Origin of the sequence: Pseudomonas sp. Xaverov 83 (assembly GCF_019352905.1) — a bacterium.
Lineage (GTDB): Bacteria > Pseudomonadota > Gammaproteobacteria > Pseudomonadales > Pseudomonadaceae > Aquipseudomonas > Aquipseudomonas yamanorum.
In genome coordinates, this window is record NZ_JAAAFU010000075.1 from 1,088,677 (window position 1) to 1,101,383 (window position 12,707).

Consider the following 12,707-nt stretch of genomic DNA (forward strand, 5'->3'; position numbering starts at 1 on the left):
GTTTTTGCGCCTCTTCAAATTTCCTCAAGCATTTGTTTGGAATCCCTGGAAACGTGAGTGCAGGTTGCCGTCTCAATTCTTTTGGCGTGCCGAAAGAGCGTCCAGCTGACGGTTTAAAGCTTCCTTGCGTTCAACGGGAATGTCATTCCAGTGCACATCCATCAGCGCGCCTTCAATGGCATACAACAACACTTTGGATGCTCTGAAACCGCGGGTGCGTACGGCACGGTACGCGTCGACTGCCCCCAGGCGGCGTAGGTCGGACGCACTGTGGATGCCCACCGCATGCAGCCATTGCGCCGACGTCTTGCCAAGGTTTTTCAGGTGTTGCAGCTCATCATTCATCAAGCCTCCTTGCGACGGCCGAATGGTTCGGTGGGTATCGTGACCAGGCAAGCCTGAAAGGAGTGTAGCGCTCAGTAGGAAAAGCGTAGTTCTTTGGTCGGCAACGACCTAAAAGCTTCTAAGGCAGGCGGGGATTTTGGTGTAGGAAAGGGTGAAGCCCCCGGTACGCCTTGTGCGTAGCCGGGAGGCGATGCAGTGGTTTTACCGTGTGCGGTAGCGCAAGCGCGTGCCGAAATTGACGGACATCAGTATCTCGTCAGCGCTCAACTCAGGTGGGAAATACGTGCCGGAGATCTGGGCATGCGCCAGGCTCGCGCCTTCCAGTGGGTTGTCACGTAAATCCAGGCCACGCAAGTCGGCGGAACGGAAATAAGCGTCGGTGAAATCCACGCCTTCGGCATTCAGGTCGCGCAGGTCCAGGCCGCGAAAGTCGCCACCGCGCATATCGATGGTGCCGTCTTTCGGGCGCTCCTGGTTGAAGCCGCGGATGTCATCTTTATGCAGAAGCGCGTACAGCGGGGTATCAAGTAGCTTCGGATGGCTCACAATGGCGACTCCCGTGTTGGAATTATGGCGCCATTATAGTGCCACTATTGCTCGGCCGTGAGCCCCGGAAGGCTACACGACCAAGAAATATTTCTTACAGGCCCGGCAGGCGCTGGCGAATATGTGCCACCAGTGCGTCCAAGGTTCCGCTTTCATTGGTTTCCACGCGTTTGCTCAGCAGTAGCTCTTCAGCACCGAGTGGGTCACGGGTGGACTGCTGCTCTTCGATGATGTTCAGGGTGGCGTCGGAAGGATCGTTCTTGTCCGCCTGACGCTGTGCCAGCCAAGCGGCAATAACAGCCTGTGGCGCATTGCAATCGAGGATCAGGAACGGTGCGCCGGTGGCCTCGGCGATCTTGGCTGCAGCGTCGCGTTGTTCACGCTTGAGGAAGGTCGCGTCCAGTACCACCGGGAAACCGGCGCGCAGTACGGTGTCGGCGATCTCGTTCAGGCGTGCGTAGGTGGCGGCGCTGGCGTCTGCGGCGTAGATCCCGGCCTGCGGCGTGTTCTCGACCTTCTGCTCGCCGAACAGGCGTTTGCGCTCCACGTCCGAACGTAGGCGAATCGCCCCCAATGCTTCTACGAGGCGCATGGATACATGGCTTTTGCCAACGGCCGATACGCCGTGGGTGATGGCCAAGAAGCGCGATGGGATGGTGCTGTAGCTTTCTGCCAGGTTGGCGTAGTTGCGGTATTGGCGCAGGGTGGTAGCACGCTGCACCGCGTCCGCCTCGGAAGGCATGCTGAACAGCGCGACCTTGGCGCGTACCAAGGCGCGATAGGCTTTATAGAAGTTCAGCACCTCCAGGCCTTGATAGTCGCCGGTCAGCTCCAGGTACTGGCTGATGAAGCGTCGCGCCAGGCTCTTGAGGCCACGGTCTTCCAGGTCCATCGCCAGGAAGCCGGTGTCGGCATACACGTCGGTGAAGCGGAATGGCTCGTTGAACTCGATGCAGTCGAAGATCACCACGTGGCCATCAATCATCGTGGCGTTACCCAAGTGGATATCACCGTGGCATTCGCGGGTAAAGCCGTTGAGCTTGCGCTGTTCGAACAGGGGCTTGAGGCGTTCGAAGCTGCTTTCGGCCCAGGCCTGCAAGGCATCCAGTTGAGCCAGGTCGGCTTTGTCGCTGAGGAACGGGCGGATCTGCTCGAAGTTCTGCAGCACCGGCGCCATGACGTCGTGCGGGGTGCCGGCGGAGTGGGTGGCCGGCACTTTCGGGGCGTTCAGGTGAAAGTGCGCGATCTGCCTGGCCATTTCGTCGATGTGCGCGTTGGTCAATTCGCCGTTGGCTTGCAAGGTGCTGAGCAGTTGGCTCTGCGGGAACTGGCGCATTTTCAGCACGTAGTCGACCACCGGCCCGTCGCCACCCAATTGCGGTGCTTCGGCGCTGCCGGTGATTGGCAACACTTCAAGATACAAATCATCGGTCAGGCGCTGGTTGAGGCGCAGCTCTTCATTGCAGAAGTGGCCCCGTGCTTCCAGGGTGGTGAAATCGAGGAAGCCAAAATTCACCGGTTTCTTCATCTTGTAGGCGTAGTCACCCGTGAGCAGGACCCAGGAAATATGGGTCTCGATGACTTGGAACTGATCCACCGGATGGGGAAACAGGGCCGGGTTTTGCAGGGCTGCAATCAGGGACTGGCTCACGGGCGATCCTTCAGAGTCTGGGAAAATTCATGGCGGGCATTATGGCTGCTACAGACGGTCGTGCAAACCGCTGTCCGGCTCATGTTGGTCATCAATAAAGTGCGTATAATCCGCCGCCATGACTCGTACCCGATCTCCCCGTTCCCGTAAAAAACCTCCTTCCCGCGGCCTGCGCCCTTGGCTGGGCTGGGCGCTTAAGCTCGGCCTGGTAGGGCTTGTAGTGATCGCCGGCTTCGCGGTTTACCTCGATGCCGTGGTCCAGGAGAAGTTCTCCGGCAAGCGCTGGACCATTCCGGCCAAGGTATACGCGCGCCCGCTGGAACTGTTCACCGGCCAGAAGCTGAGCAAGGATGACTTCCTCACCGAACTCGATGCCCTGGGCTATCGCCGCGAACCCGTGAGCAACGGCCCCGGTGCCGCTGCCGTCTCCGGTAACACCGTCGACTTGAACACCCGCGGCTTCCAGTTCTATGAAGGCCTGGAAAAACCCCAGCCGGTGCGCGTGCGTTTCTCTGGCGACTATGTGGCCGAGCTGTCCTCGCTCAACGGCTCGAAGTTACCTGTGGTGCGCCTGGAACCCTTAATGATCGGTGGGATTTATCCTAAAAACCTGGAAGACCGCATCCTGATCAAGATCGATCAGGTGCCGCCTTACCTGCTGGATACCCTGATTGCCGTAGAAGACCGGGATTTCTACAGCCACTGGGGCGTATCACCCAAGTCCATCGCTCGCGCCGTGTGGGTCAATACCTCCGGCGGCAAGATGACCCAGGGCGGCAGTACGCTGACGCAACAATTGGTCAAGAACTTCTACCTGACCAACGAACGCAGCCTGACCCGTAAGCTGACCGAAGCCATGATGGCGATGCTGCTGGAGCTGCATTACAGCAAGCAGGAAATTCTTGAGGCGTACCTCAATGAAGTGTTCGTTGGCCAGGACGGTCAGCGTGCAGTGCACGGTTTCGGTCTGGCCAGCCAGTTCTTCTTCGGCCAGCCGTTGTCCGAGTTGAAACTGCATCAAGTGGCGCTGCTGGTGGGCATGGTCAAGGGGCCGTCCTACTACAACCCGCGTCGCAACCCGGAGCGGGCGTTGGAGCGGCGTAACCTGGTGCTCGACGTACTTGAGCAGCAAGGTGTCGCAACTCCGGAGCAAGTCGCTGCCGCGAAGAAAATGCCACTGGGTGTGACTACTCGCGGCAAGCTGGCCGACAGCTCCTTCCCGGGCTTCATCGATTTGGTCAAACGCCAACTGCGTGAAGACTACCGCGACGAAGACTTGACCGAAGAGGGCCTGCGGATCTTCACCAGTTTCGACCCGATCCTGCAAATGAAGGCTGAAGCTTCGGTCAATGACACCTTCAAACGCCTGGCAGGCCGTAAAGGCTCTGACGACGTCGAGGCGGCGATGGTGGTGACCAACCCGGAAACCGGTGAGGTCCAGGCCATGATCGGCAGTCGCCAGGCCAGCTTTGCCGGGTTCAACCGGGCGCTGGACGCGGTGCGGCCGATCGGCTCGCTGGTCAAGCCGGCGGTATATCTGACTGCTTTGGAAAAACCGAGCAAGTACACGCTGACCAGTTGGCTGTCCGATGACCCGTTGTCGGTCAAAGGAGCCGATGGCCAGATGTGGACGCCGCATAACTTTGATCGTCGCTCCCACGGTACGATTTTCCTGTACCAGGGCCTGGCGCATTCCTACAACATCTCGACCTCCCGTCTTGGCCTTGAGCTGGGCGTGCCGAATGTTCTCAAGACGCTCGGTCGGCTGGGCATCACTCGCGAGTTCCCAGCGTTCCCGTCGATGCTGTTGGGTGCGGGTGCAATGAGCCCGATGGAAGTCGCGACCATGTACCAGACCCTGGCCAACGGTGGTTTCAATACGCCGATGCGCGGGATCCGCAGCGTTTTGACGGCTGAAGGCGAACCGCTCAAGCGTTATCCGTTCCAGATTCAGCAGCGCTTTGACCCGGCTTCGATCTACCTGATCCAGAACGCCATGCAGCGCGTTATGCGTGAAGGTACCGGACGCTCGGCCTACAACGTGTTGCCGGCCAATCTGACACTGGCTGGCAAGAGTGGTACCAGTAACGATTCCCGGGACAGCTGGTTCGCTGGTTTCAGCCAGGACCTGCTGGCGGTGGTCTGGCTGGGGCGCGACGACAACGGCAAGACGCCGTTCACCGGTGCCACCGGCGCATTGCAGGTGTGGACCAGTTTCATGAAGAAGGCCGATCCACTGCCGCTGAACATGCCGCAGCCGGACAATATCGTTCAGGCCTGGATCGATCCGCATACCGGGCAGGGTTCCGATGCCAACTGTCCGGGCGCGGTGCAGATGCCGTATATTCGCGGCAGCGAACCGCCACCCGGTGCAGCGTGCGGTGCCAGTGCACCCGCGAGCGCTGAATCGGTGATGGATTGGGTCAAGGGCTGGATGAATTAAGCAAAGAGGGTTTCACGTGAACAAGTTGTTGATTCCAGCTATTACAGTTTTGGCATTGCTCGGTGGTTGCGCCAGCGTGGAGCGTGGCTCTATTCCGGTGGTGGATTCCAGTACAACGGTGTCCAACAACGACCGGATCTCGGCCAATGGCGGCTTCCGTCAAACCGTCACCAACCGTCCTGCCCAGGCCCGGCCTCAGGCGCAAGCCGTGCCCCAGGATTCGGGTGTAGTGGTCATGATCCCGGGCGGCGGCGCAGCTACCTCAGCTCCGATCAGTACGCAGCCATGGACGCCTGGCCCGAGTACGTCGGGCCCGATCGACTCCACGCCGATTCAAACGGCACCGATCAACCAGGGCACCTACACCATGCCGTCGACGCCAAGCGGAATCCCTTCTGCCAGCAGCGCCGGTGGCCTGTCAGCCGATGAGCAGTTGGATGGCCCGGTGCTGGCGTTGCTCACCACTGCCCAACAGCAGCAGTCGGGGGGCGATTTGAACGGCGCATCGTCGAGCCTTGAGCGCGCCCAGCGCGTGGCGCCTCGTGAGCCGCAAGTACTTTATCGCCTGGCTCAGGTTCGCATGGCTCAAGGCGATGCCCCGCAGGCTGAACAATTTGCCCGCCGTGGCCTGACCCTGGCCAATGGCCGTCCTGATCTGCAGGCCAGCCTGTGGAGCTTGATCGGTGACGCCCGTGAGAAGCAGGGCGATGCCGCAGGCGCTGCCCAGGCTCGGCAAAAAGCCAAGGTAAGCCTCTGATGGATGCACGCTTTCCGGCGATTGCCGAACAGTTGTTGTTGATCGAGCGCGAGCTGCGCTTGCAGGGCTGGTGGGACGAAGTGTCCCCCAGTGCTGAAGCGTTGAGCAGCGTTGAACCCTTTTCCGTTGACACCCTGGACTTTCACCAGTGGCTGCAATGGATTTTCCTGACACGGATGAAGCAGATCCTTGAACAGGACCTGCCATTGCCCAATGCGTCGGGGATTCTGGAAATGGCCGAGATAGTTTACGCCGATCGTCCGCTCGAGAGCCTTGGCCTACGGACTGCGCTGAAAAAGTTCGATCAACTGATCGTCGACGCTCGTTAATTGCCTGGCTGCCGGTTTTTCCGGCAGTCTTGCGCATATTTCTACCGCTTTGCGCCATTCAGGCGAGTTTTATCCCTCCTCAAGCCGCTTTCTTCTACGTTCTCATGCGCTTAGTTGGAAAAAAGCGCAATTATTGCTTGACTTGGAGAGGCTGAAACAGAAGAATCCAAAGTCCGCTGTAGAGGGACTGCCAGAAGCAGACCCACTCAGCAGATCATGAGGCGCACACCCGCGCCGACCTGTTACACCCGCAACGCGTTACCTCGCGCTGGGTGGGAAAATCCCGCAACACTTGGGACGCTCCCAATACTTGCTCAGTCAGTGCTGACGTAGTCGGCGACCACCGTCGCTCATGCTCTGCTGAGAAGTAAACCTATTAAGACCCGTCGGTTTTCAACGGACGGTATTCTGGCGTTTTAGAGGTGAACAACGTGGAGCTTTTATCTGGCGGTGAGATGCTCGTCCGCTTTTTGCGTGACGAAGGCGTCGACTATATCTACGGGTACCCAGGCGGTGCTCTGCTGCATGTCTACGACGCACTGTTCAAGGAACCGGCTGTTACCCACATCCTGGTTCGTCACGAACAAGCTGCTACCCATATGGCTGACGGTTACGCCCGTGCCACCGGTAAAGCCGGTGTAGTACTGGTGACTTCCGGCCCTGGCGCGACCAATGCCATCACCGGCATCGCGACGGCTTATATGGACTCCATCCCGATGGTGATCATTTCCGGCCAGGTGGCGAGCACCATGGTTGGTACCGACGCATTTCAGGAAACCGACATGATCGGTATCTCCCGGCCGATCGTGAAACACAGCTTCATGATCAAGCATGCCTCGGAAATCCCGGAAGTCATGAAGAAGGCGTTCTACCTCGCACAGTCCGGTCGCCCGGGTCCTGTGGTGGTCGATATCCCGAAAGACATGACCAACCCGGCTGAAAAATTCGAATACATCTTCCCGAAGAAAGCCAAGCTGCGTTCCTACAGCCCGGCCGTTCGCGGGCACTCGGGGCAAATCCGTAAAGCAGCAGAAATGCTGTTGGCGGCCAAGCGTCCGGTGCTCTACTCGGGTGGTGGCGTGATTCTGGGCGGCGGTTCTGCACCGCTGACCGAGCTGGCCAAGATGCTCAACCTGCCAGTTACCAACACGTTGATGGGGCTCGGTGCTTTCCCGGGTTCGGACCGTCAGTTCGTCGGCATGCTCGGCATGCACGGCAGCTACACCGCCAACCTGGCCATGCACCATGCTGACGTGATCCTCGCCGTCGGTGCGCGGTTCGATGACCGGGTGATCAATGGTGCGAGCAAGTTTTGCCCGAATGCCAAGATCATCCACATCGATATCGACCCGGCATCCATCTCCAAGACCATCAAGGCCGACGTGCCTATCGTAGGTCCTGTAGAAAGCGTGCTGACCGAAATGGTCGCTGCGCTGAAGGAAATCGGCGAAGCCCCGAACAAGGATTCCGTCGCCAGCTGGTGGAAGCAGATCGACGAGTGGCGCGGTGATCGCGGCCTGTTCCCTTACGACAAGGGCGACGGCAGCGTCATCAAGCCGCAGACCGTGATCGAAACCTTGTGCGAAGTGACCAAGGGCGATGCCTTTGTGACTTCCGACGTGGGCCAGCACCAGATGTTCGCGGCGCAGTACTACAAGTTCGACAAGCCTAACCGCTGGATCAACTCCGGTGGCCTGGGCACGATGGGCTTTGGTTTCCCTGCGGCCATGGGTGTGAAGCTGAGCTTCCCGGATACTGACGTTGCGTGCGTCACCGGCGAAGGCAGTATCCAGATGAACATCCAAGAACTGTCGACCTGCCTGCAATATGGTTTGCCGGTGAAGATTGTCTGCCTGAACAACGGCGTGCTGGGCATGGTTCGCCAGTGGCAGGACATGAGCTACGGCAGCCGTCACTCCCATTCCTACATGGAGTCTCTGCCTGACTTCGTCAAATTGGTTGAAGCCTATGGCCATGTCGGCATGCGCATCACCGATTTGAAGGATTTGAAGCCGATGATGGAAGAGGCGTTCGCCATGAAGGACCGCCTGGTGTTCCTTGATATTCAGGTCGACACCAGCGAGCACGTCTACCCGATGCAGATCAAAGACGGCTCCATGCGCGATATGTGGCTGAACAAGACGGAGCGTACCTAATCATGCGGCACATTATCTCCCTGCTTCTGGAGAACGAACCGGGCGCTCTGTCACGTGTGGTCGGCCTGTTTTCGCAACGCAACTACAACATCGAAAGCCTGACTGTGGCGCCGACCGAAGACCCGACCTTGTCGCGCCTGACGTTGACCACCGTTGGCCATGATGAGGTGATCGAGCAGATCACCAAAAACCTCAACAAGCTGATCGAAGTGGTCAAGCTGGTCGACTTGTCGGAAAGTGCCCACATCGAGCGGGAGCTGATGCTGGTCAAGGTCAAGGCCACAGGTGCACAACGGGCCGAGATCAAGCGCACTACCGACATTTATCGCGGGCAGATCGTCGATGTGAGCGCCAGCGTTTATACCGTTCAACTGACCGGTACAAGCGACAAGCTGGACAGCTTCATCCAGTCGATCGGGACGGCCTCGATTCTGGAAACTGTACGCAGTGGCGTCACCGGGATTGCTCGTGGCGACAAAGTACTCAGCATCTAACTCAAATTTAGCGAATGGCCTTAAACGGCCTGGATATATAGAGGAACCTCATGAAAGTTTATTACGATAAAGATTGTGACCTGTCGATCATCCAGGGCAAAAAAGTCGCCATCATCGGCTACGGTTCCCAGGGTCACGCTCAAGCGTGCAACCTGAAAGATTCCGGCGTTGACGTGACTGTTGGCCTGCGTAAAGGCTCGGCCACTGTTGCCAAGGCTGAAGCTCACGGCCTGAAAGTGACTGACGTTGCTTCCGCTGTTGCTGCTGCCGACCTGGTCATGATCCTGACCCCGGACGAGTTCCAGTCCGCGCTGTACAAGAACGAAATCGAGCCGAACATCAAGAAAGGCGCCACCCTGGCCTTCTCCCACGGCTTCGCGATCCACTACAACCAGGTTGTGCCGCGCGCTGACCTCGACGTGATCATGATCGCGCCGAAAGCACCGGGCCACACCGTGCGTTCCGAGTTCGTCAAAGGCGGCGGTATCCCTGACCTGATCGCGATCTACCAGGACGCCTCGGGCAACGCCAAGAACGTTGCACTGTCCTACGCCGCTGGCGTTGGTGGCGGTCGTACCGGCATCATCGAAACCACCTTCAAGGACGAGACTGAAACCGACCTGTTCGGCGAACAAGCCGTTCTGTGCGGCGGTACTGTTGAACTGGTCAAAGCCGGTTTCGAAACCCTGGTTGAAGCTGGCTATGCGCCGGAAATGGCCTACTTCGAATGCTTGCACGAACTGAAGCTGATCGTTGACCTCATGTACGAAGGCGGTATCGCCAACATGAACTATTCGATCTCCAACAACGCCGAATACGGCGAGTACGTGACTGGCCCGGAAGTGATCAACGCCGAGTCCCGTCAGGCCATGCGCAACGCCCTGAAACGTATTCAGGACGGCGAATACGCCAAAATGTTCATCAGCGAAGGCGCAACCGGCTACCCTTCGATGACCGCCAAGCGTCGTAACAACGCCGCTCACGGTATCGAAATCATCGGCGAGCAACTGCGCTCCATGATGCCGTGGATCGGTGCCAACAAGATCGTCGACAAAGCCAAAAACTAAGTCGTACGTATCAAGGGAAAACGCGGCTTAGGCCGCGTTTTTTCGTTTGCGGGGCAGGTTCTGGTATAAAGCTGCATCGTTTGCGGGCGAACACTCGCCGCAAGTTTCTGTCGAAATTTTTCACACCGTTGCAAGGTAAAGTCCATGAGCGAACGTCCCGAAGAGCCAAACCAGGCCTCTGACGCCGAAAGCCTGCTACCGATCGATGAACATGTCGAAGAGGGGCACGATGCTGAAGGCCGTAAAGTCCGGCATCGTGGCATCTATCTTCTGCCCAATCTGTTCACCACTGCGAATCTGTTCGCGGGGTTCTACTCCATCATCAACTCCATGAGTGCCCAGAGTGCGTTGGCGGCCGGTGATGCTGCCGGGGCCAGCAAGTACTTTGGTTTTGCCGCGATTGCGATCTTCGTCGCCATGGTCCTTGATGGCCTGGATGGGCGTGTGGCACGCATGACCAACACCCAGAGTGCCTTCGGGGCCGAATATGACTCGCTGTCGGACATGGTTGCCTTTGGGGTGGCGCCGGCGTTGCTCGCATTCGCCTGGGCGCTGGGTGACATGGGCAAGGTCGGCTGGATGGTCGCCTTCATCTATGTGGCTGGCGCGGCATTGCGTCTGGCACGCTTCAATACCCAGGTAGGGACTGCCGACAAGCGCTACTTCATTGGCCTGGCCAGCCCGGCTGCGGCGGGTGTGGTAGCCGGTATTGTCTGGGCATTCAGCGACTATGGTATTCAGGGCTCCAAGATGTCGTTCCTGGTGGCCCTGATGGTCGCGGCGGCCGGCATGTTGATGGTCAGCAACATCAAGTACAACAGCTTCAAGGAGCTGGACCTCAAGGGGCGCGTGCCGTTTGTAGCCATCCTGGCGGTCGTGCTGGTGTTCGCCGTGGTCTTCAGTGACCCGCCGAGAATCCTGCTGTTGGCGTTCCTTGTCTATGCCGCGTCCGGCCCGGTGCAGTACTTGCTGCATCTTCGTCAGCGCAAAACGTTGCCTTAATGTAATTTCCCCCATACTCCGCAGTCTATTGGTGCATCTGTCCTCCAAAGCTGCGGAGTTGCCATGCTAATCAAGTTCCCCAAAGCGTCTGATTGCAAAGAATCAGACGTCACCCCTGAATCCTTCTATTTCTCTCGCCGCAGCTTGCTCGGTGGTGCGCTTGCCGGCCTTGCTGCCAGCAGCCTACCCCGTTGGGCCAGTGCGGATGATGCTGCGCGTTACGCGGATGTCGAACCGGGCAAGGCGCCTGGATGGTTTGCCGAAAAGCTGCCGGGTACAAAATGGCAGGCGGTAACCGTCAAGGATGAGGCGATCACTCCGTTCAAGGATGCGACCCACTACAACAACTTCTATGAGTTTGGTACGGACAAGGGCGACCCTGCGGCCAATGCCGGTTTGCTCAAGACCGAGCCATGGAGTGTGGTGATTGATGGTGAAGTCGCCAAGCCCGGGCGTTACGCGCTTGAAGACTTCATGAAGCCGTATCAACTGGAAGAACGAATCTATCGACTGCGCTGTGTAGAGGCGTGGTCGATGGTCATTCCGTGGATAGGATTTCCTATTTCGGAATTGCTCAAGCACGTCGAGCCGACCTCCAATGCCAAATACATCCGCTTTGAGACGCTGCAAGATCCCAAGAGCATGCCGGGGCAGCGCTCCAACTTTGCCTTGATCGATTGGCCTTATGTCGAAGGGCTGCGATTGGATGAGGCGATGAATCCCCTGGCGATCCTGGCGGTAGGTATGTATGGGCGGGAGTTGCCAAATCAGAATGGTGCCCCGTTGCGGTTGGTGGTGCCCTGGAAGTATGGATTCAAGAGCGTGAAGTCGATCGTGCGCATCAGCCTCGTCAGTGAACAGCCGAAAACCACCTGGCAAAGCATTGCGGCGAGTGAGTACGGGTTTTATGCGAACGTGAATCCTACCGTCGACCATCCGCGCTGGACTCAGGCGCGGGAGCGGCGTTTGCCCAGTGGGCTGTTCAGTCCCAATGTGCGTGAGACGCAAATGTTCAACGGCTACTCCGATGAAGTCGCCTCTCTTTATACGGGCCTCGATCTGCGGAAGAACTATTGATGCGCTACCCGGCCTGGCGCATCGGCGTCTTTATAGCAGCGGCGGTGTGGCCGCTGTTCTGGTTGTACGAGGCCTGGAGCTTTGCGCTTGGGCCTGACCCTGGGAAAGTGCTGATGGATCGGCTTGGGCTTGGGACCTTGATTCTGCTGTTGATCACCCTCGGCATGACGCCGCTGCAGAAGCTCAGTGGTTGGGCGGGGTGGATTGCTGTGCGACGGCAGCTGGGGCTGTGGTGCTTTGCGTATGTGGTTTTGCATCTTGCGGCTTACTGCGTGTTCATCCTGGGGCTTGACTGGTCGCAGTTGGGGGTCGAGCTGCGAAAGCGGCCTTACATTATCGTTGGCGCCTTGGGGTTCCTTTCTCTATTAGTGCTCGCAGTCACTTCTAACCGCTACAGCCAGCGCCGCCTTGGTGCGCGCTGGAAGAAGCTGCATCGCTTGGTTTATGTGATTCTCGGGCTTGGCCTACTGCACATGTTGTGGATCGTGCGGGCAGATCTAAAGGAGTGGGCTATCTATGCATCTGTAGGAGCGCTACTTCTATTGCTGCGTGTGCCGCCTGTAATGCGGCGGATTCCCCGTCTTATTGCTAAAAAACCATCTTCTGCAACAAAAGCGTAATTAACCCTTGACGGCAGATTCTGGAAGTCTATAATTCGCCCCACTTCCGGCGCAGTCGAAACGTAAAACTCCTTGTTAAACAAAGAGTTATGTAGGTTTCGACAGTGAGCTGCTTCAGATCATCGAAGCCCAGAAGGAGTTGATAGGGACGTGTTGTTTAGCCCTATTAACGGTTCGATCTTCTCGGTCGAAAGCGGAGAAAAAGAGGTGTTGACAGCAG

12 protein-coding genes are annotated in these 12,707 nt (G+C 58.1%); 9 read left to right on the forward strand and 3 right to left on the reverse strand.

Going from position 1 to position 12,707, the window contains the following annotated elements; genetic code table 11:
• Positions 1-72: 72 nt before the first annotated feature.
• From K0H47_RS26230 to K0H47_RS26240, 3 genes are all read right to left on the reverse strand, one after another.
• Positions 73-345 (reverse strand): TfoX/Sxy family protein, encoded by a 273-nt coding sequence (locus tag K0H47_RS26230; protein WP_010174414.1) that lies wholly within the window; start codon positions 343-345, stop codon positions 73-75.
• A gap of 201 nt (positions 346-546) precedes the next feature.
• The gene (locus tag K0H47_RS26235) at positions 547-891 is read right to left on the reverse strand and encodes a pentapeptide repeat-containing protein (RefSeq protein ID WP_219273850.1); all 345 of its coding nucleotides are present in this window, start codon (positions 889-891) and stop codon (positions 547-549) included.
• 94 nt (positions 892-985) lie between these two features.
• The gene (locus tag K0H47_RS26240) at positions 986-2,542 is read right to left on the reverse strand and encodes a bifunctional aminoglycoside phosphotransferase/ATP-binding protein (protein ID WP_177071927.1); all 1,557 of its coding nucleotides are present in this window, start codon (positions 2,540-2,542) and stop codon (positions 986-988) included.
• Between the two features lie 118 nt (positions 2,543-2,660).
• Between K0H47_RS26240 and mrcB the strand changes: the two genes are divergently transcribed.
• The 9 genes from mrcB (at position 2,661) to msrQ (ending at position 12,487) form a co-directional block, all read left to right on the forward strand.
• Positions 2,661-4,985: a penicillin-binding protein 1B gene (gene mrcB / locus K0H47_RS26245; protein WP_063033193.1), complete on the forward strand. Its 2,325-nt coding sequence runs from the start codon at positions 2,661-2,663 to the stop codon at positions 4,983-4,985.
• A 16-nt stretch (positions 4,986-5,001) separates the two neighbouring features.
• Positions 5,002-5,742, forward strand: a complete 741-nt coding sequence (locus K0H47_RS26250) for a M48 family metallopeptidase (RefSeq protein ID WP_063033192.1) — start codon at positions 5,002-5,004, stop codon at positions 5,740-5,742.
• Positions 5,742-6,071, forward strand: coding sequence for a YqcC family protein (locus K0H47_RS26255; RefSeq protein WP_219273851.1), 330 nt, complete (start codon positions 5,742-5,744; stop codon positions 6,069-6,071). The genes K0H47_RS26250 and K0H47_RS26255 overlap by 1 nt, the downstream gene beginning before the upstream one ends.
• A gap of 431 nt (positions 6,072-6,502) precedes the next feature.
• On the forward strand, positions 6,503-8,227 hold the full coding sequence (locus K0H47_RS26260; RefSeq protein WP_003212127.1) for an acetolactate synthase 3 large subunit: 1,725 nt from the start codon (positions 6,503-6,505) through the stop codon (positions 8,225-8,227).
• Between the two features lie 2 nt (positions 8,228-8,229).
• Positions 8,230-8,721 (forward strand): acetolactate synthase small subunit, encoded by a 492-nt coding sequence (ilvN, locus tag K0H47_RS26265; RefSeq protein ID WP_003176102.1) that lies wholly within the window; start codon positions 8,230-8,232, stop codon positions 8,719-8,721.
• A gap of 50 nt (positions 8,722-8,771) precedes the next feature.
• Positions 8,772-9,788, forward strand: a complete 1,017-nt coding sequence (gene ilvC, locus K0H47_RS26270; protein ID WP_003212125.1) for a ketol-acid reductoisomerase — start codon at positions 8,772-8,774, stop codon at positions 9,786-9,788.
• 144 nt (positions 9,789-9,932) lie between these two features.
• Positions 9,933-10,790 carry a CDP-diacylglycerol--serine O-phosphatidyltransferase gene (pssA, locus tag K0H47_RS26275; protein WP_003212123.1) on the forward strand — a complete coding sequence of 286 codons (858 nt, stop codon included), beginning with the start codon at positions 9,933-9,935 and terminating at the stop codon, positions 10,788-10,790.
• 63 nt (positions 10,791-10,853) lie between these two features.
• Entirely contained in the window at positions 10,854-11,867 is a 1,014-nt protein-coding gene (gene msrP / locus K0H47_RS26280; RefSeq protein WP_219273852.1) for a protein-methionine-sulfoxide reductase catalytic subunit MsrP, read from the forward strand.
• Complete coding sequence (gene msrQ, locus K0H47_RS26285) at positions 11,867-12,487, forward strand: protein-methionine-sulfoxide reductase heme-binding subunit MsrQ (protein ID WP_219273853.1); 621 nt, start codon at positions 11,867-11,869, stop codon at positions 12,485-12,487. The genes msrP and msrQ overlap by 1 nt, the downstream gene beginning before the upstream one ends.
• Positions 12,488-12,707: the final 220 nt, after the last annotated feature.

Bases quoted from the DNA above. Each gene is read 5' to 3' on its own strand.
- K0H47_RS26230 (WP_010174414.1), bottom strand. From the start codon at position 345: ATGAATGATGAGCTGCAACACCTGAAAAACCTTGGCAAGACGTCGGCG.
- pssA (WP_003212123.1), top strand. From the start codon at position 9,933: ATGAGCGAACGTCCCGAAGAGCCAAACCAGGCCTCTGACGCCGAAAGC.
- ilvC (WP_003212125.1), top strand. From the start codon at position 8,772: ATGAAAGTTTATTACGATAAAGATTGTGACCTGTCGATCATCCAGGGC.
- mrcB (WP_063033193.1), top strand. From the start codon at position 2,661: ATGACTCGTACCCGATCTCCCCGTTCCCGTAAAAAACCTCCTTCCCGC.
- msrQ (WP_219273853.1), top strand. From the start codon at position 11,867: ATGCGCTACCCGGCCTGGCGCATCGGCGTCTTTATAGCAGCGGCGGTG.
- ilvN (WP_003176102.1), top strand. From the start codon at position 8,230: ATGCGGCACATTATCTCCCTGCTTCTGGAGAACGAACCGGGCGCTCTG.
- K0H47_RS26255 (WP_219273851.1), top strand. From the start codon at position 5,742: ATGGATGCACGCTTTCCGGCGATTGCCGAACAGTTGTTGTTGATCGAG.
- msrP (WP_219273852.1), top strand. From the start codon at position 10,854: ATGCTAATCAAGTTCCCCAAAGCGTCTGATTGCAAAGAATCAGACGTC.